Consider the following 24,319-nt stretch of genomic DNA (forward strand, 5'->3'; position numbering starts at 1 on the left):
TAAATGTTCCAGTGAAGATTAGTTATCTTCCTTCAGCGATTGAATGGTTTTTTCTTGGGGCGTTACATAAAGCGTTTTCTGGTTGTCATATGTCACAAACCCAGGCTTGGCGCCATTCGGTTTCTTTACATGCCGTACTCTCGTGTAATCGACTGGAACAGATGAAGAAGCCTGAGACTTGCTGAAATAGGCTGCAATTTCCGCTGCCTCAAGCAAGGTTTCCTCCGAAGGGTCGTCAGAACGGATGATCACGTGAGAACCAGGGATATCTTTCGTGTGAAGCCATATATCGTCACGGTGGGCCACTTTGGTTGTAACATATTCATTCTGTTTATTGTTCTTCCCGACGAGGATGGGCGTGCCATCCGTAGCTTGATATTTCTCCGGTACAGGTTTTTTCGGTTTGTTTTTATTTTTCGAGCGGGTTCTCTGTCTTTTCAAATAACCCTCTTCCCGAAGTTCTTCCCGAATCTCATCAATATCCTCTGTACTGGCAACATCTATTTGCTGCAGCAGCTGATCCAAATACTCCAGTTCCTGATTGGCTTTTTGTATCTCCTTTTCTACTGCCTGTTTCGAATTCTTCAGTTTCTGGTACGACTTATAGTAAGCTTGAGCGTTTTCGCTCGGTGTTTTATTAGGATTCAGTTCAATAGTCATTTCCTTTTTTTCCGGGTCATAGTAATCAACAACATTTACCGAGGAGTCGCCGTTTTTTACTAGATGGAGATGGGCTGTCAGCAATTCACCCAGTTTTTGATACCGGTCGGCACCTTCCGCTTTTTTCAATGTCTGTTTATGTTTTTTCAACTTCCGGTGATTCTTGTCTTTCTCATTCTTAATAAAACGGTAGAGATCTTTTGCCTGTTGTTTAACGCGATCCCTCTCGGCTTTCCCGGAGAAGAATGCATCAAGCATACTGTTTACCCTCGAAAAATCTTCCCTCTCCCCGTGCAGTGAGGAAATAGGAAGGACATGAAAATCCTCTTTGCCATTCCGGTATATGGCCGGATCATATTCATGATTAATCAACTTTCCTTGCAGCTCCTTGAACTTTGCCTCATATTTTCCGACATCACCAAGTCCAGCCTGTATCGTCAATTCTTTGGCAATAAATGGAGAAAAGCCGACAAGTGTACCGACTATCTGTTTGTCCAGTCTACCAGCATTGAAATCCAACTTCTGGGTCAACAGTCCGCTGTCCATTTGGAGAGGGTTCAATTTATCCTGCATGGGGGGGAGCTTGTATTCGTGGCCGGGAAGGATGGTCCTATGGCGGTTCTGGGCGATAGAAATGTGCTTAAAACTGTCTACTATCTGCCTTTTATCATTGTCTACCAGCATAATATTACTATGTTTACCCATCAGCTCCATGACAAGCGACTTATAGGAGATGTCGCCGATCTCGTTCCTCGTACGGACTGAAAACGTGACGATCCGTTCCATTCCGTATTGTTCGATTTCTTCAATGATTGCTCCTGATAGATGCTTTCTCAGGACCATGCAGAACATTGGAGGCTCTTTGGGATTTTGATAGACATCATCCGTCAAGTGGAAACGGGCATAAGTAGGATGAATGGAAAACAGCAGTGTGTGCTTTTTCCCCCTGCTTCTTACCGTGAAAACCAGTTCCGACTCTGTAGGCTGGTGGATTTTTGCGATTTTTCCAGGGAGTAATTCCCTCTTCAATTCTTCCGTTACTGCACGTGTAACTATACCGTCAAATGGCATGCGTTCATCACCTCTTAGGCAATTATAGCATTTTTAGGGACAAGTCTGCATACAAATCATATTACATATCAGGATGAAGAAAATCCCAGGGCTATGCTGGCTGGTTTGGAGGAATTAAATATGAAATGGTATCAATTGGATGTAGAACAAATCGAGCAAAAGCTGCATGTGACTGCCAACAGAGGACTGACAGATAAACAAGTGGAACAGCGGCGGAAGGAGTACGGGGAGAATTTATTGGAAGCACAGAAGAAGACATCCCGTTGGCTCCTATTTATGAAGCAGTTCCAAGATTTCATGGTAATGGTTCTGTTAGCCGCAACACTGATTGCCGGTCTCTTGGGAGAATATATCGATGCCATTGCCATTATGGTCATAGTTCTAGTCAATGGCCTGATAGGGTACTTCCAAGAACAGAAAGCGGAAAAATCACTGGACAAGCTGAAGGAATTATCTGCTCCCATGGCTCAGGTGTTAAGAGACGGGCAGTGGGAAAAAGTCAATTCTAAAGATATTGTGGTCGGTGATATTGTCAGACTTCAGAGTGGCGACAGAATACCGGCTGATGTGCGGATCATCCAGTCCAGCAGTCTGGAGACGGAAGAATCTGCGCTTACCGGGGAATCTCTTCCTGTCACAAAACATGCAACAGCAATATCTGCTGATGAGCTGGATCCTCAAGATCAGACCAATATGGGATTCATGGGGACGATGATCACAAGAGGAAGCGGTACTGGGATAATAGTGGGAACAGGGATGAACACGGTGATGGGGCAAATTGCTTCCCTGATGGTCAACACAAAGAAAATGACCACACCATTGGAAAGGAAATTGGCAGAGCTTGGAAAAATCTTGATCGTGGTATCTCTGATACTCACAGCTCTTGTAGTGGTTCTTGGTGTTATTCAAGGCCATCAAATATATCATATGTTCCTCGCCGGTGTTTCTTTGGCGGTCGCAGCCATTCCAGAAGGCCTTCCGGCTATTGTCACAGTCGCCTTGGCTCTTGGTGTTCAACGGATGATCAGAAGAAAAGCGATTGTTCGCAAACTATCAGCGGTTGAAACATTAGGCTGTGCTTCAGTCATTTGCTCTGATAAGACAGGTACGATGACGGAAAACAAGATGACAGTGAAAGAAGTGTTTGTAAATGGAGACCATCTGTATGTAACCGGAGATGGTTATGACATCCGCGGGGATTATTTTTTACGGGAGAAAAAGGTAGATGGGGAATATCCGAATCTGGAATCGATGCTGTTATATGGCATGCTCTGCAATAACTCTTCTCTCCAAGTGAAAAGAGGCAAATACTTGGTTGACGGAAATCCTACCGACGGTGCCTTGTTGATTGCCGCCAGAAAGATGGGAGTATCAGCAATGGAAGGGGAGAAATATCGTATTGTCAAGGAGCTGCCCTTTGATTCAGATCGTAAACGCATGAGTGTCATTGTGGAGGATTCGAACCATATGAAATTTTTGATTACCAAAGGGGCTCCGGAAGTTCTGCTGCCGAGATGCTCCTATCACATGAGGCCAAATGGCAGAGAATTGCTGAAGGAGCAAGGAAGAAACAAGATAGAACAGGCAATAGATCAGATGGCTGACAGAGCTCTACGAACACTGGCCATAGGAGTGAAACCACTTACCAAGGGGGAAAGAGCAGAGGATGCTTTTTTGGAGAATGACCTAACCTTTTACGGTTTGTATGGTATGATTGACCCTCCAAGGAAAGAAGTAAAGCCTGCAATCGAAGAATGTCGCAGAGCTGGCATAAAGACAGTCATGATAACCGGAGATCACGTGAAAACGGCAAAAGCCATTGCTCAAAATCTGAACATTCTCCCGGAAAATGGGATGGTTCTGGAGGGGCGTCAGTTAAATAAGATGTCTGTTACTGAACTGGAGGATGTCATTGACGATACCTATGTATTTGCAAGGGTTACACCAGAACACAAATTGAAGATTGTAAAAGCATTTCAGCAGAGAGGGCATGTCGTGGCCATGACCGGAGACGGAGTGAATGATGCTCCAGCCATTAAAGCCAGCGATATTGGCGTTAGTATGGGGATAAGTGGAACAGATGTCACCAAAGAGGCATCCTCCCTGGTATTGTTGGATGACAATTTCGCTACCATTAAATCGGCTATACAAGAAGGACGGAACATCTATGAAAATATCCGTAAATTCATCCGGTACATTCTTGCTTCCAATGTCGGGGAGATACTTGTCATGCTCTTTGCTATGCTGCTTGCACTGCCACTTCCATTGGTACCTGTCCAAATCCTCTGGGTAAACCTTGTAACTGACGGACTACCAGCCATGGCTTTAGGGATGGACAGGGCAGAAGGAGATACAATGAGGAAGGGCCCAAGGGATCCAAAAGAAGGTGTGTTCTCCAATGGGCTCGGAAGTCGAATCGTCAGCCGAGGGTTTTTGATAGGAACAGTGACGCTTATTGCCTTTATGCTGGCATACCAAGATGATCCTGCTAATCTTATTTATGCACAGACCATGGCATTCACTACGTTGGTTATGGCTCAGTTGATCCATGTGTTCGACTGCCGCAGTGATCAATCGATCTTTGCGAGGAACCCCTTCGAAAACATGTATCTGGTACTTGCAGTCCTGTCCTCATTGCTTCTACTTCTAGTAGTTATTTATTGGGAGCCGCTGCAACCAATCTTCCATACTACTGCTCTTAGTATGCACGATTGGATGCTGATCCTGGTTCTGGGCGCTCTGCCCAGTGTTCTATTCGGTTTTCAAACGAATCGCAAATAGAATGATTAGTCACTTGTGCAGTATACACCCATGCCTGTAAATGGAAAAATTACAGGCATGGGTTTTCATTTTTGTCTGTTTACCGTTATAATAGAAGGGATACAAGGGTATAATGATATTCAGACGAGCGGGAATGGTTTCTCCGTTCCACCTTTTCATGCTAAATACATAGAATTGGAGCATATATAAGAGAAACGGAGAATTAGGAAGAAATCACAGCAAAGGTCAGGCTTATACTTGAGTTTTTGTAGTATTATTCCTTATAATGAAGTATCAGAGACATACATTGCAGCAGAGCAGCAGCAACAGAGAAGTAACAGAGGGGGAAAACGATTGAGTTTACGTCTAATAAATATCGGTTTTGGAAATGTGGTTTCCGCAAACAGGATCATATCCATAGTGTCTCCAGAATCAGCACCGATTAAGCGGATCATTACCATTGCAAGGGATAATAATAAACTAGTCGACGCCACTTACGGTAGAAGAACTAGAGCAGTGATCATTACGGACAGCGATCATATCGTCCTCTCAGCCGTACAGCCGGAGACAGTGGGACAAAGGGTCCTTACCCACGAAGAGATGGCTGATGAATAGCAACTGATGAACTAGGAGGAACCATTTTGATAGAAGAAAAAGGCATTCTGTTTATTTTATCCGGCCCATCAGGAGTCGGGAAGGGAACCGTCAGAAAAGCACTGTTCGAAAGAGACCCGGATCTGAAATATTCGATATCCATGACGACAAGGGAAAAACGGCCGGGGGAGACCGACGGGATCGACTATTTCTATAAAACTCAAGAGGAATTCCAGGAACTGATTAAAAACAATCAGCTGTTGGAATACGCTCAGTATGTAAATAATTATTATGGCACGCCACGGGCATACGTTGAAGAAACCTTGGAAGCCGGCAAAGATGTATTCCTGGAAATCGAAGTACAGGGAGCATTGCAGGTAAAAGAAAATTTCCCCGAGGGTGTGTTTATCTTCTTGTTCCCTCCGAGTCTGGAAGAACTGAAGAACCGGATTATCAACCGGGGAACGGAATCAAGTGAACTGGTTCTGAACCGCCTGAAGGAAGCACGGAAAGAAATTGAATTAATGGATGCGTATGATTACGTCGTAGTCAATGACAACGTCGACCATGCCGTGGAGAAAGTACAGGCAATCATTCAAAGCGAACACTTGAAGCGGGAACGTATCGCTAAACAGTATAAAAAGTTATTGGAGGCTGAGTTATAATGATGTTGGAACCATCCATCGATTCACTGCAGGAAAAAATCAATTCCAAATATACACTCGTCACTCTGTCTGCCAAACGTGCTAGACAAATCAGTGAAACGAAGAAAACACTGGTAGAGAATCCGAAGTCCCATAAGTTTGTCGGTATGGCTTTGGAAGAAATCATCGAAGAAAAACTGACTACTGCCGAAAAATAAAGTGTGTTTGATCCCCCGCCGGCTGGCTGCGGGGGTTTTTATTTATTTCAAGGGTGGAAGATTGGTATAATAAGTGCAAGAATTTTTAGTGTGATCACGGTGATGGTCTATTCAATGGGAGAGGTGTATAACCATGATGGAAGGTAAAAACATACTGTTAGGGGTCTCCGGAGGAATTGCTGCCTACAAAGCTTGCGCATTGGCCAGTAAGCTGACTCAAAAGGGAGCTGATGTCAGAGTGATGATGACGGAAAATTCCCGAGAATTCGTTGCTCCCCTGACATTTCAGGCATTAACTAGGAACCCTGTTTACATAGACACATTTGATGAAAAAGACCCGGAAAAGATTGCTCATGTCGATGTAGCAGATTGGGCGGATATCATCCTGCTAGCTCCAGCAACGGCAAATATTATCGGGAAAATTGCTGGGGGAATTGCGGATGGGATGCTAGCCACGACATTGCTTGCATCAAAGGCAGATGTTTATATTGCTCCAGCAATGAATGTTAATATGTATGCCCATCCGGCTGTTGTACGGAACATGAAGCAGTTGGAGGAATGGGGTTATCACTTCATTGAGCCAGGTGCCGGATATCTGGCATGCGGTTGGGTAGGAAAGGGAAGGCTGGAAGAACCGGAGCAGATCATACATACAATAGAACAGCATCAGTCCAGGGACCTTTTGTTACTTGGAAAGAAGGTGTTGATCTCCGCTGGACCGACCAGGGAAGATGTCGATCCAGTGAGATTCTTTACAAACAGATCCTCTGGTAGGATGGGGTACGCACTAGCGGAAGAGGCGGCGAATCTCGGAGCCGAGGTGACCTTAGTTACAGGGCCGACTGAATTGAAGCTAACAAACGATGCCATTAAACAGGTGGATGTAATTACGGCAGAAGAAATGTTCCATGTCATGCATGAGCATTTTCCGTCTAGTGATATTGTCATCAAAGCTGCTGCTGTTGCCGATTATCGCCCCAAGCAGGTATATAAGGACAAAATGAAGAAACAAGAGGAAGGTCTCACGATCGAGATGGTTCGGACAAAAGATATACTCAAGTCCCTCGGAGAAATGAAGAATGGTCAATACCTGGTCGGGTTTGCAGCGGAAACATCCAATCCCCTCGAATATGGGAGGAAGAAGTTGACCAGTAAAAACTTGGATGCAATAGTGATAAACAATGTGTCATCTGAGGGAGCCGGCTTCGGAGGGGCGACCAATATTGTCACTTATCTAAACAAGTTCAATCAGCAGCATGAGGTCTCCTTGGCGAGCAAACACGTGGTTGCGGGAGAAATACTGAGGTTTATTGATCGTGATATGAAGGATGAAGAAGGTTGAATATAGCAAAAGTGATTGTAGATGTGCCTGCCAGTAATATCAATCAGACATTTGATTATCGTGTGCCGGAAAAATTTGCCGGTGTTCTGCGGGTCGGCATGCGGGTGGTCGTTCCATTCGGACCGAGGAAAGTGATGGGGTTCGTTGTGGGAGAGGCGGAAGAAACATCTTTTGACAAGGTGAAAGACATTGGTGATGTTCTTGATTTGACACCTGTGCTCACCTCTGAATTGATTCAATTAGGTGAATGGCTGGCCAAAGGTACAATAAGCTTCTATATTACTGCTCTCCAAGCGATGCTTCCTCAAGTGCTTAAGGCTCAGTACAAAAAAGAATTGGTAAGGTTGACCGACGGAGAATTGGATCAACAGCTCGAAAACCTGTTTGCTGGCCGTCATGTTATTCCTTATGAGGAGATAGAAGAGTCTATTGTTGCGTATCGGACTATACAGAAAGCTGTACAGGACGGAGATATTTCGATGGAGTATTTGGTCAAATCCAAAGAAACGAAAAAATTTGTGACAATGGTTCGCCCTGGCAAGGAAGCCTACCTTTTGGAAGAAGCTCATCAAGATTTACCAAGAAATGCGAAAAAACAAAAACAGCTTCTCCAGTACTTTATTGAATTTCCTGATCCGATAGAGAAGCAGCTCCTGCTTCACAAGATAGGCACCACTGGAAGCACATTGAAAAATTTGGAGGGAAAAGGACTACTGGAAACATACAGAATGGAGACCTACAGAAATCCTTATGAAGATGGCTCCTTCCCTCAGACCACCCCACTGGAATTGACAATGGAGCAGGCAACTGCCATTGAGCCAATCAATAAGAAAATCTCAGATAAGGAACATGAAGTGTTTCTCCTACACGGTGTCACGGGCAGTGGCAAAACAGAAATCTATTTACAGGCTATCCAGAATGTATTGGATAGGGGGGAAGAAGCGATCGTTCTAGTACCGGAAATTTCATTGACGCCCCAGATGGTGAAACGTTTCAAGGGAAGATTTGGGTCGAATGTTGCTGTCATGCATAGCGCCTTGTCAGCCGGTGAAAAATACGACGAATGGCGGCGCATCCATCGAAAGGAAGTACAGGTCGTCGTAGGGGCGCGCTCTGCTGTCTTCGCTCCTTTTGAGAACTTAGGGATCATTATTATAGATGAAGAGCACGAAACAACTTATAAACAAGAAGACCAGCCCCGATATCATGCGCGGGATGTAGCCATACAACGAGGAAAGACCCACCATTGTCCGGTAATCCTTGGAAGTGCCACCCCCACTCTGGAGTCCTATGCAAGGGCAAAAAAAGGGGTTTACCATCTGTTGACACTTGAGAAGCGGACCAATGAACAGGCGATGCCTGAAGTGGATATCGTCGATATGAGGGAAGAACTTCATGCAGGCAACCGGACGATGTTTTCCCGCAAACTAAAAGATAAGATGGACCAACGCATCGGTAGGGGAGAACAAGTTGTATTGATGTTGAACCGAAGAGGTTATTCCACCTTTGTGATGTGCCGGGATTGTGGCCATGTAAAGGAGTGCCCTCATTGTGATATCGCCCTTACTTTCCATAAAAATACCCGTAGGCTGAAGTGCCATTATTGTTCTTATGAAGAGATCATGCCTGATAACTGTCCTGAATGCAAGAGTGATTTAATCCGTTATTTCGGCACAGGTACACAAAAAGTGGAGGAAGCTCTTACACAGTTGATGCCCGAAGCCTCCATTATACGGATGGATGTCGACACAACCAGGCGGAAGGGTGCCCATGAAAAGTTGCTGACGAAGTTTGCCAATAAAGAAGCAGATATCCTGCTGGGCACGCAAATGATTGCTAAGGGGCTTGATTTTGAAAATGTGACACTTGTTGGTGTATTAACAGCTGATTCTATGCTGCATTTGCCTGATTTCCGTTCAGCTGAGAAAACTTTTCAGCTTCTCACCCAAGTAAGCGGCAGGGCAGGGAGGCATGAATTAGCAGGTGAAGTGATCGTACAAACCTACACACCCGATCATTACAGCATAGAACTAGCATCCACCTATAATTACCAGGATTTCTTTATGAAGGAAATGAGTGTCCGCCGAACATTCCAGTATCCTCCGTATATGTTCCTCGCCCTGCTTACCGTCTCCCATAAAAATCAGGTGAAAGCAGTACAGGCAACACAGAACATTGCTCAGATGCTGATGAAAGCAGTAAAACCAGAAACCATTGTATTGGGACCGACGCCTTCTGCCATTCCTAGGATCAAAGATAGATATCGTTACCAATGCATGGTAAAATACAAAAATGAACCGCATTTACGTGACTATATGGAAAAAATATTGGATTACTATTCAGATAATATAAAGAAAGATGACCTGCTGATCACTATTGATATGCAGCCATACCATTTAATGTAGCACGATACACAGAAAGAAGGTATATGATGAAACGAATTGTCTTCATGGGCACCCCGGATTTTTCCGTGCCTGTCCTCCAGAAACTTATTGCCTCTGAATACGAAGTAGTGCTTGTTGTTACACAGCCGGACAGACCGAAAGGGAGAAAAAGAAAATTGACACCGCCTCCTGTAAAGATGGAAGCAGAAAGACATGGCATTCCAACATATCAACCGGAGAAAGTAAGGAAGGAGTATGAAGAGATCCTTTCATACCAGCCAGATTTGATTGTCACTGCCGCTTACGGCCAAATATTGCCGAAAGAATTGCTCGATGGTCCGGAATATGGCTGTGTAAATGTACATGCATCCCTGTTACCAGAGCTGCGTGGCGGAGCACCGATTCATTATGCCATAATGCAGGGGAAAGAAGAGACAGGCATTACCATTATGTATATGGCAGAAAAACTTGACGCTGGTGATATCCTCACACAGACGAAAGTGAAAATAGAGGAATCGGATGATGTCGGCACATTGCATGATAAACTTGCAGAAGCTGGTGCCGAATTACTGAGCGAAACGCTGCCAAGGCTGTTCAGCGGCAAATTGACATCCATTGAACAGGATGATACCAAAGCAACCTTCGCCCCCAATATAAAACGAGAACAGGAAAGGATTGACTGGACCCGGTCAAACCATGAGATCTATAACCAGATACGCGGGCTCCGTCCATGGCCTGTAGCATCTACTACCTATCAAGGAAGCAACATGAAGATTTGGTGGGGAGAAAGAGATGATAGCCTATACGAAGGTAGACCGGGTGAAATCATCCACTTGGCGGAAGATTCCTTCACGGCCGTCACCGGGAACGGAAAAGGTATAAAGATCACGGAAATCCAACCGGCAGGCAAGAAACGGATGCCGGTAAAAAATTACCTGCTTGGTTCTTCGGACAGAATTCAAACAGGCATCATATTAGGAGAATCATATGAGTGACTATCAACTGAGGAAAACCATACTCGATGTACTGATGAGAATAGAAAAAGACAAGGGTTTCAGTCATCTGATAATCGATCATGCATTGAAGTCAGGTAAGATAGATCCTAGAGATGAAGGGCTTTTGACAGAGATAGTATACGGAACGATTCAACGCAAGTACACGCTGGATTATTATCTGGAAAGTTTTATCAATCCCCGGAAGAAGCTGGATCAATGGGTAAGAATGCTGTTGAGGATGAGTGTCTACCAAATGGTGTTTCTGGATAAGATTCCTGATCATGCCATTATCCATGAGGCAGTTGAAATAGCCAAACAACGTGGAAATAAAGGAATCGCTTCCTTTGTAAATGGTGTGCTCCGCAGTCTCCAGCGAAAAGGGGCACCTGACACTACAGCTATAAAGGATGATATAAAGCGACTGGCTGTTGAAACGAGTCACCCCGAGTGGTTGGTAAACAGGTGGATCTCCTTTTACGGTTTTAACACCGCCAAAGAAATGTCAGAATCAAACCTTGCAAAAAAAGTGCATTCTGTTAGAGTGCAGCCTATGAGAATATCACGGAACGAAGCAGTTGAGAGATTGGAACAAGAAGGGCTCATTGTAAGACCTTCCGAATTCTCAAGTCAGGGTATAATTGTCGAGCAAGGAAATGTGCTGAAGACCGATCTATATAGAGATGGCTACTTGACCATCCAGGACCAAAGCTCCATGTTGGTGGCGGAAATGCTTCGGCCGGAACCGGGAATGCAGGTGCTCGACGCCTGTAGTGCACCGGGGGGAAAAGCCACTCACATTGCCGAAAAAATGGAAAATGAAGGAACCATTCATGCGTATGATTTGCATAAGAAAAAGGTAAGACTGATTGATGAAAAAGCAGCTGGACTACAGCTCTCCATTATTGATGCCAATTCAGGGGATGCGAGGAAGCTTCGTGAACAACATCCCGAAGAAAGCTTTGACAGGATTCTTGTTGATGCCCCATGTTCTGGCCTTGGAGTCATCAGGGGCAAGCCGGAAATTAAGTATGATAAGCAGGAGACTGATATCGAGCGCCTTTCGCAAATCCAATATGACATCCTGGAACATGTGGCTCCTCTGCTCAAAAAGGACGGTCTTCTTGTATACAGCACATGCACCGTTGATTTGGATGAAAATGAACAATTGGTACAGAAATTTCTTGAAAACCATCCTGATTTTCAAGTGGATGACGCTTTTTTTGAAGAGATTCCTGACCCTATCAAGGAGACCGCAGGGATAACGGAATACGGACTCCAATTATTTCCGCACTCCTTTCAGACAGACGGATTTTTCCTGTCCAGATTAAGACGTATAAGCTAACCAATGCAGGCTGATTTTCCGAAGAGGATCAGCTGTTATATAGGGGGGATAGGATGAAAGGTACATTCCTGACAAATACCGGCCGGGTGAGAAGCCACAATGAGGATGCAGGAGGAATATTCCATAATGCTGCAGGCCAGTGTCTTGCAGTTATAGCTGATGGGATGGGAGGACACAAGGCCGGGGATGTAGCAAGCCGAATGGCTACATCCTTGTTGGAGAAGAAATGGGCTGAAAGCAGTTTATTTACAAAGCCCGACCAGACGGAAGAATGGGTTGCACAGGCGGTAGAGGAAATTAACCAGGCGATCTTTACCAAGTCACAGGAAAATAAAGAGTGTCAGGGTATGGGTACGACGATCGTGATAACCATCTTTGTCGACGATTTCGTAACTATCGCCCATATCGGGGACAGCCGATGTTACCGAATCCAAGACGGAACTTTCAAACAGGTAACAGAAGATCATTCACTGGTAAATGCTCTCGTCCAATCGGGACAAATTTCTAAGGAAGAGGCACAGCATCATCCGAGAAAGAATGTTGTATTGAAGGCTTTAGGAACGGAATCGGATGTCTCTGCAGATATCAAGACACTCAGTCTTGAATCAGGCAGCATCTACTTTCTATGTACGGATGGGCTTACAGACAAGGTAATGGATGAAGAAATAGCGGATTCTTTCCTATCCAGAGATGATTTGACGGATATCGGCGAACGGCTGATCAACGTCGCAAACGACCGAGGTGGGGAAGATAATATATCATTGATCATACTCCATCATGATAACGCATCGAAAGCAGGTGACGGATGATGCTGAACGGACGTTTACTGAGTGACCGCTATGAAATCAGAGAATCGATAGGCGGAGGAGGAATGGCTGATGTCTATTTGGCTCGAGACATCATACTCGACAGGGATGCTGCTGTAAAAGTCCTGCGTCTAGAATACGCAAATGATGAAGAATTCATTGCGCGGTTTCATCGGGAAGCACATGCAGCTACAAGCCTGGCTCATCCAAATATTGTGAACATCTATGATGTCGGTGAAGAAGACCATATATTATATATGGTCATGGAGTTCGTTGATGGGATGACATTGAAAGAATACATACAACGATATGGCCCGATTGATGTACAGGAAGCTCTGGACATCATGCATCAAATTACAGCAGCCATAACACACGCCCATGAAAATGATATTGTCCATCGTGACATAAAACCACAGAATATCCTGATAGATGCTTATGGGCAGGTGAAAGTCACTGATTTTGGCATTGCTATAGCTCTGAGCGCGACCTCATTGACCCAGACGAACTCCATCTTGGGATCTGTGCATTATTTATCACCAGAGCAGGCAAGAGGCGGAATGGCGACGAAGAAATCGGACATTTACTCTATTGGAATTGTATTCTATGAGCTGCTCACAGGAAGGCTTCCCTTCTCTGGTCAATCGCCTGTTTCCATTGCTCTGAAACACCTTCAAAGCGATACACCTTCTGTCAAAAAATACAACCCTGATATTCCTCAAAGTGTGGAAAATATCGTATTGCAAGCAACAGCAAAGGACCCTTTCCACCGTTATGAAACGATCTATGACTTAGAAGATGCTGTTGCCCATGCTCTCGATCCAGAAAGGCTGAATGAAGAAGTATACAGTCCGCCACAAGATGTAGGGGAAGAGACAAAGGCGATACCTGTTATCACAGACGATCAGCTCCAGTCGACTGTTGACCAAGAGACGATGGTCCATCATACTGGCGGAAATACCAAATCCTTTGCAGAAGAAGAGAACCGCCAATCCAATGGAAAGAGCAAACCCAAAAAAGAAAAAGGGAAGAAACCTCAGAAAAAAGGAAAAAAAACCTGGTTATGGCTTATTTCTATCCTGCTTCTGTTGGTTGCAGGTGGGGCAACGACCTACGTACTGGCACAACCTAAAGATGTTACGGTGCCGGATGTCATCGAGCTCGAATATGCCGAAGCAGCTGAGGAGTTGGCTGCATTGAATCTCAATGTTGAAGAACAACAGGTCTATTCTGATGATATAGAGGAGGATTTAGTGGAACGGACAAATCCAAGGGCAGGAAGAACTGTTAAAGAAGGGACAGCGATCACCGTCTATGTCAGCCAGGGAAAAGAAAAATTGTCATTTGATAATTATGTTGGCAGGGATTACGATCAGGTGGAACGAATTCTCCAGGATGCCGGATATACTGATATAAGAAGCTACGGGGAGCATTCTGAACGGCCGGAAGGGGAAATAATTTCCCAGATACAACCTGCACCGGACAGTGAAGTGGTGCCAAGTGAGGCGCGAGTCATTTTTGAAGTGAGCACTGGACCAGAATTGATTCAACTGAATAACCTCCGTGGCATGGACGAAGACCAGGCTAGAGAATATCTGGAAGGTGAAAACCTCGAAATGGAAGTGATTAACGAGGCATCGGAAAACGTCCCGGCTGGAAATGTTATTCGTCAAGAACCTGAATCAAATACCGAATTGGAAAAAGGCTCGACTGTCAAGGTGTATTTGTCTACTGGGCCCAAGGAAATGCCACCTGCCACCCAATCTGTCAGTTATACGGTCGAATATTTACAGCCAGGGAATGAGAACCAGACCGAGACCCACAACGAAGGGGAATCACCTGAAGGACAGAGAGTTCGGATCTACGTGGACGATATGAATAATAACTTGTCAGAAGTGTTTTATGAAGAAGTTATTACAGAAGACAAAGAGTTCACGTTCGAATTGACCATTGCACCAGACGAAGAAGCAGAATACATGATTATGAGGGATGATGAAGTCATTACCACTGAAGTCGTACCGTATGAAGAGGGTGAATGAATTGGCGGAAGGAAGAATTATCAAGGCATTAAGCGGGTTCTACTATGTCCAGGCCGGTGGGGAAGTTTATCAGTGCAGAGGACGAGGAGTCTTTCGAAACAGAAAAGTCACCCCGCTTGTCGGAGACTTTGTATCCTTTGATGAAAATGATGACGGCGGTGGTTATATCATGAATATAAAAGAACGTGAAAATGAGCTGGTACGACCGCCAATCGCTAATATCGACCAAGTCATCATTATCACTTCTGCTGTTGCTCCGGGTTTCAGCTCCATGCTTCTGGACAGGTTTCTGGTATTGATCGAAAATAAGGAAATTACACCAGTTATCTTCATAACTAAAATGGATGCTGCAAAGGAGCAAGAGAAAGAAGAAATCCGTCAATACGCAGAAGACTACCAGGGTATCGGTTATGATGTGGAATTATTATCGGCCAAAGACAGCCAAAACCTGCCAGTCTTGGATCATTATTTCCAAGACAAAGTCACCGTGTTTGCTGGACAGTCAGGGGTAGGGAAGTCTTCCCTGCTTAATGCACTGCACCCATCCCTTTTACTGGAGACGGGTGAAATCTCTAAAAGCCTGGGAAGAGGCAGACATACTACAAGACATGTGGAGCTGGTGACAGTCAGGGGAGGACTGGTTGCTGATACGCCCGGATTCAGTGCCCTCGAATTTGCAGAAGTGGAAGAAGAAGAGCTAGCTGATTGTTTCCCTGAGATGAGGGAGCGAAAGAGACTGTGTAAATTCCGGGGATGCCGGCATCACAAGGAGCCGAAATGCGCCGTGAAAGAAGCGGTGGAAACGGGAGAGATAAAATCCTACCGGTATGAACATTACCTTCAGTTCCTTGAAGAAATACAAACTAGAAAGCCGAGGTATTAAGAATGACAAAAATAGCACCATCCATATTATCTGCAGATTTTTCCAAGCTTGGGGAAGAGATAAAAAACGTAGAAAAGGGAGGAGCCGACTACATCCATGTAGATGTCATGGATGGCCATTTTGTTCCCAATATAACCATAGGTCTTCCGGTGGTGGAAGCCATCAAACCAGTAACAGATCTGCCTTTGGATGTCCATTTGATGATCGAGAATCCGGACGAATATATTCCTTCTTTTGCTGAAGCCGGCGCTTCCATTATCACCGTACACCAGGAAACTGCAAAACATTTGCACCGCTCCATCCAGCAAATCAAGAACCATGGAGTGAAAGCAGGAGTAGTGATCAATCCGGCAACACCAGCCGAAACCCTGCTGCCAATACTTGAAGAGATCGACCTTGTTCTCATTATGACTGTCAACCCGGGTTTTGGCGGGCAGTCATTCATTGAGAATACGATACGTAAAATTGAACAAGTCGCAGAATGGCGGAAGGAAAGAGATTTGGAATTTGAAATTGAGGTCGACGGAGGTGTGAATATTCACACGGCAAGAAGGTGTACGCAGGCTGGTGCGGATGTGTTGGTTGCCGGCAGTGCCGTTTTCAACCGCAGCAATCGACATGAAGCGATCAGAGAAATAAGAGAAGCGGCCGAGGAGAAATAGCCGATGACAATAGTAGGTATAGTCGGTAATGGGCCACCGGCTCTATGTGCCGACTTGGCAAACTTCGCCGACCATATCGATATCTGGATAGGGGCTGATCGAGGAGCTTTAACACTTATGGAGCAACAATTGCCGCTACATTATGCAGTCGGTGATTTTGATTCCGTAGAATTCGAACAGAGGGTACGTATTGAAAAGGCAGCAGAGGTTTTTGAGGAGCATCCCTCAGATAAGGACGAGACTGATTTGGAGATAGCTTTGCTCCAGGCTTATGCGCTACATCCTCAGACCATTTATTTGTTTGGCGTAACTGGTGGTAGACTTGATCATGAGCTTGTCAACATCCAATTGCTTTATTCGATTATCAAAGAGGGCGCTAGAGGAGTAGTTGCAGATAAATCAAACCTGCTGGAAATGAAGTTCCCTGGAAACCATCAGGTGGAAAATACGGCTGAATTTCCGCTCGTTTCATTTATTCCATATTCCCGGAAAGTACATGGGCTTTCTCTGTCCGGTTTCAAGTACCCTTTGACAAAGCAAGATATTTCTTGGGGATCCACCCTGTGCATCTCCAATGAGCTTATTTCAAAATATGGTACTTTTTCCTTTGATGAAGGCATATTATTACTTGTAAAGAGTCGTGACACGATTCCTTTCTAGGTTTGCTTTGTTATTAGAGGAGGGTGCACTCATGAAATTTTATACGATTAAACTCCCTAGATTTATTGGTGGATTTGTCAAAGTTGTCATCGGTACATTTAAGAAAGATAAGTAAAATGGATTGGGCTTTTGTCAAGTACTTTTGTGGCAAAAGCTTATTTTTTCCTGATATGTTTACAGGATATAGAAAAAGCACCCTGTTACAGGGTGCTTTTTCTATGAAATGACTAATGCTTATATTATACGCGCTCTACTTTACCTGATTTCAGGGCACGAGCAGAAACATAAACACGTTTTGGTTTTCCGTCTACCATAATACGTACTTTTTGCACATTAGCTTTCCAGTTGCGCTTGTTGGAATTCATAGCGTGGGAACGCTGATTTCCGCTGCGGGTTTTACGACCGGTAACAACACATTTTCTGGCCATGATAATCCCTCCTACTCTTACATGTGTCATTTTTGATACTTACTTAATTTATCACATGTGTTGGCAGATTGCAATTTATTTTTGATGAAGTATAAAGATAAATAGCTTGACAGAATATCCGTTATCGTCCATTGTAATAAGGGATAAATTTACTGGGATTGGTCTCTGCTTTTAAAATGAGACGCCATGTAGTAGAATATGTCTATACAACAGTCGAGTTCAAGGAGGATTAAAATGTCCATTGAATTAAATACGAATGATGGTCAGGTGACCATCACCAATGAAGTGATTTCCACCATAGCCGGTGGTGCTGCTGTGGAGTGCTATGGCATAGTAGGGATGGCATCAAAGAGCCAAATCCGTGATGGAATAGCCGAGATGCTCAAAAAGGAAAACTACTCCAAAGGGGTAGTAGTTCGTCAAGAGGACAATCATCTCCATATAGATATGTATATAATTGTGAGCTATGGAACGAAAATATCAGAAGTGGCCCATAATATGCAGTCACAGGTGAAGTATACACTGAATCAGTCGCTTGGCCTGGAGATTGATTCTGTGAACATATATATACAGGGCGTGCGTGTAGGAAAAGACTAGCGTGGGACAGTCCATTCAACGGCGCACAGGATTGATCCGGAAGAAAAGAAGACTTGCTGCTGTGTGTCGGGAATCTGGCTGCCGTCCTGACTGCCTATAAGATACATACAACATAGAATGACGACGTTTTTTGTGAACAAAGGAGGAAACATAGTGACGGTTCAACGATTAGATGGCAGTACATTTATACAAATGGTCCTTTCTGGAGCCTATCATCTTTCAAATAATGCTGAAAAAATAGATGCACTTAATGTCTTTCCAGTCCCAGATGGGGATACGGGGACAAATATGAATTTATCGATGACTTCTGGAGCAAATGAAGTGAAAAAATTGAACAGCAATGATATTTCCGAAGTAGCGAACTCCTTTGCCAAAGGTTTGCTGATGGGGGCAAGAGGAAATTCAGGGGTCATCCTGTCACAAATTTTCCGTGGCTTCAGCAAGGGGATGGGCAAGAAAGAGGTACTGACGCCAGAAGACCTTGCAGAAGCGTTTGAGAGCGGTGTAACCACTGCGTATAAGGCTGTTATTAAGCCGGTAGAGGGGACGATCCTGACGGTTGCAAGAGAAGCTGCAGAAGAAGCTTCGAGAGTTGCCGGAACGGAAAAGGATGTAATCGCTTTAATGGAAAAAGTGCTGAGTGCGGCGAAGGCTTCTCTTAAACAGACACCTGAACTGCTTCCGGTTCTGAAAGAAGTAGGGGTCGTCGATTCAGGGGGTCAGGGCCTTGTTACTATTTATGAAGGCTTTTTGGCTGCATTGAAAGGGGAGGAACTTCCAGCTGTAGACTCGGATATCGATATGGAAGACATGGTTAGTGCTGAACATCATAAAATCACCCAGGATTTTATGGACACATCGGAAATAGTATTCGGCTACTGTACGGAATTCATGGTCAAATTTGAAGAGGACAAACTAGCAGATCACTCCTTCAGTGAAGAAGAGTTCCGCAATGAGCTCAGTGAGCATGGCGATTCATTACTGGTTGTTTCTGATGATGATGTCGTCAAGGTGCACATCCATGCTGAATACCCGGGTACTGCCCTTACAATCGGTCAGAAGTACGGGAGCCTAATCAATATGAAAATAGAAAACATGAGAGAACAGCACACCGCCATTGTCGGAGAGCGCTCCAAGGAAGAAAAAGCAAAGGAGAAGGCGGAATATGGGATTGTTACAGTTGCCATGGGCAGTGGGTTGAAGAACCTCATGGAAAGTCTTGGAGCAACAGTAGTGATCGAGGGCGGTCAAACCATGAATCCGAGCACCCAGGATATTACAGAAGCAATTCAACAGGCGAACGCGAAAAAAGTTCTGGTCCTGCCAAATAATAAGAACATCTTGATGGCAGCAGACCAGGCTGCTGAACTTGCTGAGTGCCAGGTAGAAGTTGTGCCGACTAAGACGATTCCACAAGGGATCAGTGCTATGCTTGCTTTCCACCCGGAAGCAGATATTAAAGAGAATAAAGAAGCGATGGCTGAAGCGGGAAAACAGGTGAAGACAGGTCAAATAACCTACGCTGTACGAGATACGCAAATTGATGGGCTGACGATTGAGAATGGGAATTTTATGGGTATACTGGATGGAAAGATAGAATCCTCCAATAAAGATAGGTTGGAAACCGTTAAATCACTGCTAGAACAAATGATCGATGGAGAAGATGAAATCCTCACGATCCTCCAAGGCGAGGATGCAGAAGATAGGGAAGTAGAGGAATTAATAAAGTATATTGAAGAAACATATGAAGAAATAGAGGTTGAACATCATAAGGGCAGCCAGCCTATTTATTCCTATATATTCTCTGTGGAATAACATCCCGTTGTTGTCTGTATACTTAGGTCTGTGTAAAAGTCAACGTGCTTCATAGGCCTATTCTGGTTGAATTCCCTTTCTCCCCTGCAAAAAAAGGATTTTCGGTAAGCAACATAGGCTTCCGAAAATCCTTTTTTATAATCCTATCGCTTTTATGGTTAAATCGAATAAAAATAACAGGGAAATGACCATCAGCGTTGGTGACAGATCCTTCAGTCTTCCCTGGGCCAGCTTTATGATTGGATAGGCAATGAATCCAAAAGCCATACCGTCTGCAATACTGTAAGTGAATGGTATCAAGACAACGATCAAGAATCCGGGCATCGCCTCAGCCAGGTTATCCAATGGAATGTGACGGAGGTTCTGTGCCATCAAGATGCCGACTATAATCAAAATCGGACTGATTGCAGTATCTGGTATGATTGAAATCCAGGGTATTATGACGATGGTTCCTAGAAACAACAGGGCAGCGGTAATGGCTGCTTTACCAGTCTTTCCCTTTGATGCAATGACTGCTGCATTTTCTGCAGCTGAAACAGTAGGCGAAGTACCGAAGAAAGCACAGGTCAACGTAGAGAAAGATGTAACCTGATAAGCACGCTTGTACTGCTCGTGCCGGTCAAGCATTTCCAGTTGCCCATGGAGAATTCCCATATTCTCGAAAATCAGGATAATCGCCAAAGGGAAAACAGCCAACCAGAACGATAATTCATTTATCGCTGTAAAGGAAGGTATGAACAACAGTTCCCCTGGGTTGATTTCCAAGGTGGTACCTGCACTCATATCAACTGTACCAAACAAATAGGCAATGGCCGTACCTGCAACCATGGTAATGAGAAAGTTGGCAGGTACATTCCGGATAAACAAGAAGATTGCCAGGAATAGCGTGATAATCCCAGCGATCACGATGGGAGAGGTGAAATCCCCAATTGCTATAACTGAACTGCTCCCACTCACGACCAATCCCATTTTTTCCAGTCCGATCAGGATTAGAAACAGCCCCAAGCCAGCAGTAATTCCATGCTTTAAGGTATCAGGGATGGCATCCCGTAGAAGTACCCCAAGCCTGCTGAAAGCAGTGATCATGAAAATAATCGCTGCAATCAAAATAACTGTCAGCCCTTCTTGATACGTAAGACCTGATCCTATTACAATTGAATAGGCAAATAATGCATTGATCCCCATACCGGGAATTAAAATCAGAGGCAGTTTAGCAAACCATCCCATTATCAGGGTACCTAGAAAACTGGCGAGGATCGTTGCCATCATTCCCGCTTCCAGTGTTATCCCAGCCTCACTTAATATCGAGCCATTGACGACAACAATATAGACCATTGTCAGATAGCCGACAATTCCGGCCGTTAGTTCGTCCTTAAGATTCCCTTCAGGCTGAAGATCATTGTTCTTCTTGCTGTAAGGCATGTAATCTCCTCATTATATATTGTTGTCCCTCTCCCGCCCAATTGTATAAAGAATTATACAATCCACAAATGATTATTATACGATTATTTGTTATAATTTACAATAGACAACTTGAATATACAAACCAAGAACATCAAGGGTTATGAGGTCTCAGGCACTTGATGGGCAAGGCTTGTTTTGCATTATAAGGATAGAGAGAGTGATCAAAAATGATCGGCGAATACATAACAGAAATAAAAGGTATAGGAGACAAGCTTGCTGGGGACCTGGCAAGTTTGAATATTTATACGGTAGAAGATCTGCTTCACTATTTCCCGAACCGTTACGATCAGTATGAAATCAAGCCGCTAAGTGAATTGGTCCATGAGGAAAAGGCTACTGTCGAGGGAAGGGTCATCCATGAGCCTTCCCTCGCTTTTTATGGAAGAAAAAAATCAAGGCTCACATTTACCGTGGATGTAGAAAATGTGGCCGTCAAAGCTGTTATGTTCAATCGGGCGTTTGCCAAAAAACAGTTAAAGGCTGGCGATATTGTCACGCTTGCCGGGAAATGGGATGCACATCGGTTGCAGCTAACGGTAAGCAATTATAAAAAAGGAGCAGCAGAGACCCAGCAGGATATCCAACCGATCTATTCCGTAAAAGGGGACTTGACCAACTATAAACTAAAGAAAGCAGTAGAAAATGGTTTCAAGGATTTCTCCCACCTCATTCAAGAAATATTGCCGCAGAGATATCTACAGGCATATAAACTGCCAGAAAGGAAGACGGCGCTGTATACGATGCATTTTCCTGCAAGCAGAACAGCTTTAAAACATGCGCGAAGGAGATTCATCTATGAGGAGTTCCTCCTGTTCCAGCTGAAAATGCAAATGTTGAGGAAAATACAACGGGAAGCAACACGTGGCAATGCCCAGCACTACTTGGAGGAAAAAGTAACCAGCTTTATGAATCACCTGCCATTTACTTTGACAGGAGCACAAAAGAAGTCCCTCGAGCAGATACTGAAGGATATGAGGTCTCCCTATCGGATGAACCGGCTGCTTCAGGGGGATGTAGGGTCTGGGAAAACAGCGGTGGCTGCTATTTGTCTGTTTGCAGCCATTACTGCATCCAAGCAGGGGGCCTTGATGGTTCCGACGGAAATACTTGCCGAACAACATTATGAATCATTGTCTGAGTTATTTGGAGACGATGCCCGCATTGTTTTGTTGACAGGATCAGTAAAAGGGAAGAAACGGAAGGAAATATTGGAACAAATCGAAAAGCAAGAAGCGGACATCGTTGTCGGCACACATGCCCTTATACAGAATGATGTCTTCTTCCAAAATCTTGGATTGGTAATCGTTGATGAGCAACACAGGTTCGGCGTAGAACAACGGCGAATCTTAAAAGAAAAAGGGCTGGACCCTGATGTTTTGTTCATGACAGCTACACCCATCCCCAGGACGCTTGCTATTACAGCTTTTGGAGATATGGATGTTTCTGTCATTGATGAGATGCCTGTCGGCAGGAAAGAGATCGAAACATATTGGGCGAAAGAGAATATGCTCGACAGGATCTTGGGGTTTGTGGAGAAACACATCAGACAAGGTGAACAGGCTTATGTCATCTGTCCGCTTATCGAGGAATCAGATAAGTTGGATATTCAAAATGCGGTAGACCTCTATCACCAGTTGGAAGAATTCTACCCTCCCGAAATCAAGGTAGGTCTTATGCATGGACGGCTGCGTACAGAGGAAAAAGAAGACATTATGAAGAAATTTGCAGCAAATGAAATACAGATCCTTGTTTCCACGACGGTAGTGGAAGTTGGAGTAAATGTTCCTAACGCAACCACGATGATCATCTATGATGCGGAACGTTTCGGTCTTTCTCAGCTCCATCAGCTGAGGGGTCGTGTGGGAAGGGGCGACAAGCAGAGCTACTGTATTTTAATAGCAGACCCAAAAGGAGAGACAGGGAAAGAGCGGATGAGGATTATGACAGAGACTACCAATGGATTTGAACTGTCGGAAGAAGATTTGAAGCTCAGGGGACCAGGAGATTTCTTCGGGAAGAAGCAGAGTGGAGCGCCGGAATTCAAAGTGGCTGACATGGTTCACGACTACCGGGCATTAGAGACAGCTCGGAAAGACGCAGAAGAAATCATCGAAGGTGGCCTTCTCGACCAAGACATCGACTTCCAGCCACTGAAGAGTTGGCTGGAAGAGCATTTTTCTATGACGGATAAGCTTGATTAAATGGAATGCTTGCATATTTAAAAAGCGTATTATATATTACTACTAGTACCAAGTCATAATTCAGTTATTCTTGGAATGTACGGACGCTTTACCAGTTCACCTGCACAGATTAGCTGTACAGCGTATTCTCTCTGTTCAAAGGAAATAATATTCGGTTAGGAATAGTTAAAATGGGGTCAGACATGAAAAAATCTAAAACAGAACGTCAAAAGTTGCTGAAGGAGACGATTGAAGAGACACCGTTTATCACCGATGAAAAGCTGGCAGATATGTTCGACGTCAGCATACAGACCATCCGCTTGGATCGAATGGAACTTTCTATTCCCGAGTTGAGGGAAAGAATCAAGCATGTTGCCAGCAACCGCTGGAATGAAACGGTAAAAGCTCTGCCCATGGAAGAAGTTATTGGTGAAGTGATCGATCTTGAGCTCGACCATCGAGCCATATCCATTTTGGATATTCGGCGGGAGCATGTCTTTTCCCGAAACAACATTGCCAGGGGCCATCATCTCTTTGCACAGGCCAATTCCCTCGCTGTTGCTGTAATCAATGATGAACTGGCCTTAACGGCTAAATCAGATTTGAAGTTCACCCGGCAGGTGAAACTGGCTGAACGCGTAGTTGCAAAGGCTAACGTAGAGGGGACTGATGAAAAAGGATTCACTATGGTGAAGGTAGATAGTTTTGTAGAGAATGAGAAGGTATTCAGTGGAACTTTCTATATGTATCAGTCAAATGATCAAAAAGGGGAATGACT

General features: G+C 44.5%; 21 protein-coding genes. 18 read left to right on the plus strand and 3 right to left on the minus strand.

What is annotated here, in order from left to right; genetic code table 11:
* Positions 1–18: 18 nt before the first annotated feature.
* The gene (locus ACFOGI_RS08400; RefSeq protein ID WP_390271348.1) at positions 19–1,731 is read right to left on the minus strand and encodes an Rqc2 family fibronectin-binding protein; all 1,713 of its coding nucleotides are present in this window, start codon (positions 1,729–1,731) and stop codon (positions 19–21) included.
* A gap of 120 nt (positions 1,732–1,851) precedes the next feature.
* Between ACFOGI_RS08400 and ACFOGI_RS08405 the strand changes: the two genes are divergently transcribed.
* The 14 genes from ACFOGI_RS08405 (at position 1,852) to spoVM (ending at position 17,172) form a co-directional block, all read left to right on the plus strand.
* Positions 1,852–4,512: a calcium-translocating P-type ATPase, SERCA-type gene (locus ACFOGI_RS08405; RefSeq protein ID WP_390271351.1), complete on the plus strand. Its 2,661-nt coding sequence runs from the start codon at positions 1,852–1,854 to the stop codon at positions 4,510–4,512.
* 333 nt (positions 4,513–4,845) lie between these two features.
* On the plus strand, positions 4,846–5,106 hold the full coding sequence (gene remA / locus ACFOGI_RS08410) for an extracellular matrix/biofilm regulator RemA (protein WP_390271354.1): 261 nt from the start codon (positions 4,846–4,848) through the stop codon (positions 5,104–5,106).
* A gap of 26 nt (positions 5,107–5,132) precedes the next feature.
* Positions 5,133–5,750, plus strand: coding sequence for a guanylate kinase (gmk, locus tag ACFOGI_RS08415; protein WP_390271357.1), 618 nt, complete (start codon positions 5,133–5,135; stop codon positions 5,748–5,750).
* Positions 5,750–5,947 (plus strand): DNA-directed RNA polymerase subunit omega, encoded by a 198-nt coding sequence (rpoZ, locus tag ACFOGI_RS08420; protein WP_390271358.1) that lies wholly within the window; start codon positions 5,750–5,752, stop codon positions 5,945–5,947. Before gmk ends, rpoZ begins: the two co-directional genes overlap by 1 nt.
* Positions 5,948–6,080: 133 nt before the next feature.
* Complete coding sequence (gene coaBC / locus ACFOGI_RS08425; protein WP_390271360.1) at positions 6,081–7,289, plus strand: bifunctional phosphopantothenoylcysteine decarboxylase/phosphopantothenate--cysteine ligase CoaBC; 1,209 nt, start codon at positions 6,081–6,083, stop codon at positions 7,287–7,289.
* Entirely contained in the window at positions 7,286–9,694 is a 2,409-nt protein-coding gene (gene priA, locus ACFOGI_RS08430) for a primosomal protein N' (RefSeq protein ID WP_390271362.1), read from the plus strand. The genes coaBC and priA overlap by 4 nt, the downstream gene beginning before the upstream one ends.
* A 26-nt stretch (positions 9,695–9,720) precedes the next feature.
* Positions 9,721–10,668: a methionyl-tRNA formyltransferase gene (gene fmt / locus ACFOGI_RS08435; RefSeq protein ID WP_390271364.1), complete on the plus strand. Its 948-nt coding sequence runs from the start codon at positions 9,721–9,723 to the stop codon at positions 10,666–10,668.
* Positions 10,661–12,010 carry a 16S rRNA (cytosine(967)-C(5))-methyltransferase RsmB gene (rsmB, locus tag ACFOGI_RS08440; RefSeq protein ID WP_390271366.1) on the plus strand — a complete coding sequence of 450 codons (1,350 nt, stop codon included), beginning with the start codon at positions 10,661–10,663 and terminating at the stop codon, positions 12,008–12,010. The genes fmt and rsmB overlap by 8 nt, the downstream gene beginning before the upstream one ends.
* Positions 12,011–12,063: 53 nt before the next feature.
* Positions 12,064–12,819 carry a Stp1/IreP family PP2C-type Ser/Thr phosphatase gene (locus ACFOGI_RS08445; RefSeq protein WP_390271368.1) on the plus strand — a complete coding sequence of 252 codons (756 nt, stop codon included), beginning with the start codon at positions 12,064–12,066 and terminating at the stop codon, positions 12,817–12,819.
* The gene (gene pknB, locus ACFOGI_RS08450) at positions 12,819–14,852 is read left to right on the plus strand and encodes a Stk1 family PASTA domain-containing Ser/Thr kinase (RefSeq protein ID WP_390271370.1); all 2,034 of its coding nucleotides are present in this window, start codon (positions 12,819–12,821) and stop codon (positions 14,850–14,852) included. Before ACFOGI_RS08445 ends, pknB begins: the two co-directional genes overlap by 1 nt.
* Before the next feature lies 1 nt (position 14,853).
* Positions 14,854–15,735, plus strand: coding sequence for a ribosome small subunit-dependent GTPase A (gene rsgA / locus ACFOGI_RS08455; RefSeq protein WP_390271525.1), 882 nt, complete (start codon positions 14,854–14,856; stop codon positions 15,733–15,735).
* 2 nt (positions 15,736–15,737) lie between these two features.
* Complete coding sequence (gene rpe, locus ACFOGI_RS08460) at positions 15,738–16,397, plus strand: ribulose-phosphate 3-epimerase (RefSeq protein WP_390271372.1); 660 nt, start codon at positions 15,738–15,740, stop codon at positions 16,395–16,397.
* A 3-nt stretch (positions 16,398–16,400) separates the two neighbouring features.
* Positions 16,401–17,057, plus strand: coding sequence for a thiamine diphosphokinase (locus tag ACFOGI_RS08465; RefSeq protein WP_390271374.1), 657 nt, complete (start codon positions 16,401–16,403; stop codon positions 17,055–17,057).
* A gap of 31 nt (positions 17,058–17,088) precedes the next feature.
* Entirely contained in the window at positions 17,089–17,172 is an 84-nt protein-coding gene (spoVM, locus tag ACFOGI_RS08470; RefSeq protein WP_390271527.1) for a stage V sporulation protein SpoVM, read from the plus strand.
* A 124-nt stretch (positions 17,173–17,296) separates the two neighbouring features.
* Here the strand turns inward: spoVM and rpmB are convergent, their stop codons facing one another.
* Complete coding sequence (rpmB, locus tag ACFOGI_RS08475) at positions 17,297–17,485, minus strand: 50S ribosomal protein L28 (protein WP_072886868.1); 189 nt, start codon at positions 17,483–17,485, stop codon at positions 17,297–17,299.
* A 234-nt stretch (positions 17,486–17,719) separates the two neighbouring features.
* On the opposite strand from rpmB, the gene ACFOGI_RS08480 reads away from it, so the two are divergent.
* Both ACFOGI_RS08480 and ACFOGI_RS08485 read left to right on the plus strand, forming a co-directional pair.
* On the plus strand, positions 17,720–18,082 hold the full coding sequence (locus ACFOGI_RS08480; RefSeq protein ID WP_390271376.1) for an Asp23/Gls24 family envelope stress response protein: 363 nt from the start codon (positions 17,720–17,722) through the stop codon (positions 18,080–18,082).
* Positions 18,083–18,235: 153 nt separating this feature from the next.
* A complete protein-coding gene (locus ACFOGI_RS08485; RefSeq protein WP_390271377.1) occupies positions 18,236–19,897 on the plus strand; it encodes a DAK2 domain-containing protein in 1,662 nt (553 codons plus the stop codon).
* Between the two features lie 135 nt (positions 19,898–20,032).
* Here ACFOGI_RS08485 and ACFOGI_RS08490 read toward each other — a convergent pair whose 3' ends face one another.
* The gene (locus ACFOGI_RS08490) at positions 20,033–21,319 is read right to left on the minus strand and encodes an NCS2 family permease (protein ID WP_390271379.1); all 1,287 of its coding nucleotides are present in this window, start codon (positions 21,317–21,319) and stop codon (positions 20,033–20,035) included.
* Positions 21,320–21,528: 209 nt separating this feature from the next.
* Here ACFOGI_RS08490 and recG point away from each other — a divergent pair, with 209 nt between their 5' ends.
* Both recG and fapR read left to right on the plus strand, forming a co-directional pair.
* A complete protein-coding gene (gene recG / locus ACFOGI_RS08495; protein WP_390271381.1) occupies positions 21,529–23,562 on the plus strand; it encodes an ATP-dependent DNA helicase RecG in 2,034 nt (677 codons plus the stop codon).
* 182 nt (positions 23,563–23,744) lie between these two features.
* The gene (gene fapR, locus ACFOGI_RS08500) at positions 23,745–24,317 is read left to right on the plus strand and encodes a transcription factor FapR (RefSeq protein WP_390271383.1); all 573 of its coding nucleotides are present in this window, start codon (positions 23,745–23,747) and stop codon (positions 24,315–24,317) included.
* The last annotated feature ends 2 nt before the right edge of the window (positions 24,318–24,319 follow it).

The sequence above is a fragment of the Virgibacillus xinjiangensis genome, from assembly GCF_042643145.1.
GTDB classification, from domain to species: Bacteria; Bacillota; Bacilli; order Bacillales; family Amphibacillaceae; genus Virgibacillus_O; species Virgibacillus_O xinjiangensis.